Source organism: Paludibacterium sp. (assembly GCF_019232825.1).
In the GTDB taxonomy this organism is placed as follows: Bacteria; Pseudomonadota; Gammaproteobacteria; order Burkholderiales; family Chromobacteriaceae; genus Paludibacterium.
Genome location: NZ_JAFAND010000004.1, coordinates 1 through 4,699 on the forward strand (window position 1 = coordinate 1; position 4,699 = coordinate 4,699).

7 protein-coding genes are annotated in these 4,699 nt (G+C 56.3%); 5 read left to right on the forward strand and 2 right to left on the reverse strand.

Annotation, left to right across the window (positions count from 1 at the left end):
* The first annotated feature begins 118 nt into the window (after positions 1-118).
* A complete protein-coding gene (locus JOZ06_RS00305) occupies positions 119-301 on the forward strand; it encodes a hypothetical protein (protein WP_293227574.1) in 183 nt (60 codons plus the stop codon).
* A gap of 137 nt (positions 302-438) precedes the next feature.
* Here the strand turns inward: JOZ06_RS00305 and JOZ06_RS00310 are convergent, their stop codons facing one another.
* Both JOZ06_RS00310 and JOZ06_RS00315 read right to left on the reverse strand, forming a co-directional pair.
* Positions 439-900, reverse strand: coding sequence for a thioesterase family protein (locus JOZ06_RS00310; protein ID WP_293227576.1), 462 nt, complete (start codon positions 898-900; stop codon positions 439-441).
* A gap of 164 nt (positions 901-1,064) precedes the next feature.
* Positions 1,065-2,336, reverse strand: coding sequence for a RidA family protein (locus JOZ06_RS00315; RefSeq protein WP_293227578.1), 1,272 nt, complete (start codon positions 2,334-2,336; stop codon positions 1,065-1,067).
* 739 nt (positions 2,337-3,075) lie between these two features.
* Here JOZ06_RS00315 and JOZ06_RS00320 point away from each other — a divergent pair.
* From JOZ06_RS00320 to JOZ06_RS00335, 4 genes are all read left to right on the forward strand, one after another.
* On the forward strand, positions 3,076-3,360 hold the full coding sequence (locus JOZ06_RS00320; protein ID WP_293227580.1) for a hypothetical protein: 285 nt from the start codon (positions 3,076-3,078) through the stop codon (positions 3,358-3,360).
* 46 nt (positions 3,361-3,406) lie between these two features.
* Positions 3,407-3,622 carry a hypothetical protein gene (locus JOZ06_RS00325; protein WP_293227582.1) on the forward strand — a complete coding sequence of 72 codons (216 nt, stop codon included), beginning with the start codon at positions 3,407-3,409 and terminating at the stop codon, positions 3,620-3,622.
* Positions 3,623-3,945: 323 nt separating this feature from the next.
* Positions 3,946-4,227: a DUF1778 domain-containing protein gene (locus tag JOZ06_RS00330; protein ID WP_293227584.1), complete on the forward strand. Its 282-nt coding sequence runs from the start codon at positions 3,946-3,948 to the stop codon at positions 4,225-4,227.
* On the forward strand, positions 4,224-4,699 hold a 476-nt coding region (locus tag JOZ06_RS00335), incomplete at its 3' end, for a GNAT family N-acetyltransferase (RefSeq protein WP_293227586.1). The genes JOZ06_RS00330 and JOZ06_RS00335, both read left to right, overlap by 4 nt.

Genomic DNA, 4,699 nt, shown 5'->3' on the forward strand with positions numbered 1-4,699 from the left:
CATGCCAAAAGGATAACCAGGCCAGTTTATTGCCTTTGCTCACGGTCCCCTTCAATTTTTTCCGGCCAGGTCGAAATCTGGTTTAAGCGCGGACAGCGTGTCAAAAGGAGCCAGTATTATGAACAAACTGAAAAAAATGATTGCCCGCCAAAAGCCTGAAACGATTTGGCAAATCGGCATGATGATCTCGTGGTTCGTGTTCTTCTACGGCTGCAACATGGCCTTGGCGGGCAGCAGCCATGACGCCGAACAAGCGGTCAACGCCGCCGCCACCCAAGTGCAAACGCAACATCAAAGCTAACGTTTTCCCTTGCATTCTCGTGCCGACCTGGCCAGTTGGCATGCCCTCGCAGTACCCCGAGTCGATTCAACTGCTGTTGCCGCGATCTCGCGTCAAGCCATTTCACAGGCATCGCGCGGCATTGCACCAAACACCCCTTAGTCCCCCTCCGCGATGGTCACCATCGCCGGCTGATAAGCGGCCTTGAATTCCGCCGGAAAACGCTTGGGCCGGCCACTGGAGAGCTCGATGCACACCAGCTCCCATTTGCCGCGCAACACCGTGCTCTGGTCGCTGAGGCGCACCAGCTGAAAGCAGCGGCAAGCGGACACGGCACTGTCTCCCGCGATCAACCACGTCCCCAGCAGCAGCGGCTCGCCCTCGGCGGTGGGCAGCAGATAGTTGTATTCGCCGCGCCGGATGGCCATGCCGCGGTCCAGCCGCCGGTAGTCGTCAACGCCCAAACCCAGCGCCATCGAATGCGCCCAGCCGGCTTGTTCACACCAACGCACGTAGACGGCATTGTTGGTGTGGCCGAGGCCGTCGATATCCTCGGTCTGCGGCGACAGGGCGAGCGTGAAAGGGTTGGGGAAATCCCAGTGGATCGTGCTTTCTGACATGGTATGGATAGGGAGAGGGAACTAGTCAGCGGACATTTTCTCCTGAAACCCCTTACCCGGCGAGCATTTCAGCATGGCAAGGCACAAAAAAAGGAAGCTGAACACGATTTTCAGCTTCCTTTTTGACCGTAGGCGAAGGCGATGCCGCCTTCGCCCGAGCCTCGTTAGGCCTTGGGCGGTGTGCCTTCCGCATGCGACACCACCGCGTCGATCTGGATCAACGCGCCCTTCGGCAAAGCCGCTACGCCCACGGTACGGCGCGCCGGCACGTAGCTGGGGAAGAAGGTCGCGTAAACGTCGTCCACGGCAGCCATATCGTCGATGTTCTTGAGGAACACGTTAACCTTCACCACATCGTCCATCTCGTGGCCGATGCTTTCCACAATCGCCTTGATGTGGCTGAGGCACTGCCCCGCTTGCTCTTTGACGCCGCCGGCAACCAGTTCGCCGGTTTGAGCGTCAACCGGCAATTGTGCCGAGATATGGTTGTAGTGCGAGAAAGCCACCGTTTGCGTCGACAGCGCGCACTTGGGCGCATTCACCGTGTTGTTGGCCTTGATGACGATACCGTGGCGGTCTTCAACGGCTTGCGGCGGGGTGCCGTCGCCGTGCGACACAACGGCTTCGATTTGCACCAAAGCATCCATCGGCAATGCGGCGGCGGCTACGACAGTGCGTGCCGGCACATAAGCGACGGCGCGGGCAATGGCCGAATCCGGGAAGAAAGTCGAATAAACTTCGTTAACGGCGTCAATATCCGAGAAGTTTTTCAGGAAGATATTAATCTTGACGATATCGTCAAAAGGAACGTCGATACCTTCCAAAATCGCCTTGATATTCTTGAAGCACTGACCGGCTTGCGCTTTTACGTCGCCAGCGACCAATTTTCCCGATTTCGGATCGATAGGCAATTGAGCCGAAATATTATTGTAGTGAGAAAAAGCCACGGTTTGCGTCGACAGCGAATTTTGCGGCGCATTTTCCGTGTTGCGTGCCAGCTTAACCAAATCGCCAGCCTGCGGCGCATTGGGAATGGTGCCTTCGCCGTTGGAAAGCAGCGCTTCCACTTGTACCAAGGCATTCATCGGCAAGGCGGCGACGGCAACCGTCGTCAACGCCGGGACATAGCCGGAGAAGAACGACTTATAAACGTCGTTCACCGTATCGAGGTCGGCGATATTCTTGACGAAAATCGTGATTCGCACCACATCGTCCATCACATGGTCGATGCTTTCCACCACGGCCTTGATATTCTTGAAGCACTGCTTAGCCTGCTCTTGGACGCCACCGGCGACCAATTCACCCGACTTGGGATCGATCGGCAATTGCGCCGACAGATTATTGTAATGCGAGAAAGCCACGGTCTGCGAATAAAGACCGATATTCTTCGGTGCATTCCCTGTATTGCGTGCCAATACGGCGTTATAGCCACTCATAATTATGCTCGTCTTTTAAGTTGGAATTGAGTGAATGACGTGATAAAAACGCACGCCACTTTTCTATCGACAATTGCCACGGTTTATCCGGACAATAGATATCTCGCCGCTATGCCGCGACGTTTCATTTTCCAGCGAGATTACCATGGGATTGTTGGCGCGGAAGGCCGTGGAAACCGCCAAAAATTCATTCAAATTGAGTAAAGCACCGCCACCATTACCGCTACGCATTCATCATGTCTCATATCCATATAAAACAGCGCTAATAGCGGGGATCTTGGAATATTCCCAGCCGGCGGGCGCGACAAAACAGGCCTGCTGGCAGGGCATAAAAACGGCGGCAAGTCCGGTGGGCAACTTCGAAAGCACAGAATTCCGACAGATTTTTGCGATTTTAAGGCGCCAGCGATGGCATATCAGACTATTGCCATCAAGATCGCGTAGGCATGGCGTGCGATCCTTGCCCTACCCGTTCGGCAAAAACGCATAGCTCAATAGGATGAAAAACCCCGACCGCGCATGTTCGACGCCCGGTTGCGGTCGATCTTAGGCTGGGGACTCCTTCAAATCTTAGTTCAGTCGTCCCCGACGGCCAGGTTCATCCTGGCCGGCGTATCTTTTCGCCGGGGGCTGCGAGGTGTTTCCGCAAGGCCCTCGGACGCTTTCTTGACTGAGCTAAGAGCGTAAGGACAGCCCCCGCCCACTGTTTTGGGCGGATTTCCACACACGGAGGTCTGTCATGCACGCTCACTATCCCTTCACCCGCCTCATCGATCAGCACGCCCGGCTCAACCGCCTGCGCCAATCCGCGCCCGACGTGCTCCTCGCCGCCGGCTTGGACGATCTGCTGCCGCTACTGGAACACTTGGCGGTCACGCTATCGCCGCACGCCTACGAAATCACTCGCGCCGAACGCATGCTGCGGCTGATTCAGGAACAGTTGCCCGACGAGATGCAGGCACAGATGGAAGCGCCGTGCCGCGCGTTGCGCCAGCAGGCGGAGTGCGTTGTGCGGTTGTTGTGATGCCTGAGACAAGAGAGTGGGAAGCGATCTTTTTTGAGGAACCTTGATGTTTAATGACGCTCAATTAGATGGCCTGGCAAAAGTCTGCGACAACTTGGCAACGGCCTGCATCGTGGCCAGCGTCGCAGGCGGCATGGTCGAGCAAAAGGTCGGTACCAGCACGGTGTCGGCACTCTTGCTGCTCGCCGTCGTTTTGCTAGCGCTTGCCCTTTGCTGCAGACATTCAGTCAGTCCTAAGGAGAACAGCGGAAATGGCCATTGAATCACTCGTCGGTTTAGGAATATTTGTCGCTGGCTTGGCCGCTTTTGTACTCTACGCCGTGCGGCATCGTGAAAAAGGACCTCCACACAAACCGCACAAATAACCGTTCTAAAATCTGGAGACGTAGATAGCAGCCCGGCACATCACCGGGCTGTTTCCATCAAAGGGAAAACAGTATGCATACCGTAAGGTATCGGCAGAGTATGCTTCCATCACTGACAGAGGAACGCAGGGTGGAACTCAAACGGTTGGCTGACCAGTCATCTAGACGGCGTACGTCATTTGTACTAACATTGCGTCAAATGTACGCAAGGAGGGCGGCCATGTCTGCCACAACCACCCGATCCGCTCGTCTCGGTCTGCGAGCGACCCCGGAACAGGAGACCGTATTGCGCCGCGCGGCCGAAGTCGCACACAAGTCGCTGACAGATTTCATCCTGGACGCCGCGTATCAGGCGGCCGAACAGACCCTGCTCGACCAGCGCTTATTCATGATTTCCGGTAGTCAATACCAAGCACTTCTAGAAATGTTGGATCGGCCAGAGTCCGACAACCCCGGCCTGACTGACCTGTTCTCGCGACGCCCAGTTTGGGCCAAGAAATGAGTGTATCGGCACCTGAACCGCTCGGCGCACACCACCAGTTGGAGGGGTTTGACTGTGGAAAACCCGCGCTCACCGATTGGCTGTTACGCCATGCACGTCAAGCCCAAGGTAGCGGATCAGCCAGAACCTTTGTGGTCTGCGATGGCGATCACGTTGCAGGCTACTTCAGCCTAACCGTGGGGCAGATCGATACACTGGAGGCACCTGAGCGGATTCGTCGAGGCATGGGCCACTACCCGATTCCACTCGTCATTCTGGCGAGGCTTGCCGCCGATCTCGACTACCAAAGACAGGGCCTTGGTTTCAGTATGTTGCAAGATGCGATCCGCCGCACTCTGACGATTGCCGAACAAGCCGGTATCCGCGCGCTGCTCACGCACCCTATTGATGCCGACGCTGAGGCGTTTTATCGCCGCTTTGGTTTCGAGTCGACGCCGGTGCACGCGCAGCAGTTGATCTTGCTGCTCAAGGA

Coding starts and splice junctions, on each gene's coding strand:
- JOZ06_RS00330 (WP_293227584.1), top strand. CDS start 3,946: ATGTCTGCCACAACCACCCGATCCGCTCGTCTCGGTCTGCGAGCGACC.
- JOZ06_RS00305 (WP_293227574.1), top strand. CDS start 119: ATGAACAAACTGAAAAAAATGATTGCCCGCCAAAAGCCTGAAACGATT.
- JOZ06_RS00310 (WP_293227576.1), bottom strand. CDS start 900: ATGTCAGAAAGCACGATCCACTGGGATTTCCCCAACCCTTTCACGCTC.
- JOZ06_RS00325 (WP_293227582.1), top strand. CDS start 3,407: ATGTTTAATGACGCTCAATTAGATGGCCTGGCAAAAGTCTGCGACAAC.
- JOZ06_RS00315 (WP_293227578.1), bottom strand. CDS start 2,336: ATGAGTGGCTATAACGCCGTATTGGCACGCAATACAGGGAATGCACCG.
- JOZ06_RS00320 (WP_293227580.1), top strand. CDS start 3,076: ATGCACGCTCACTATCCCTTCACCCGCCTCATCGATCAGCACGCCCGG.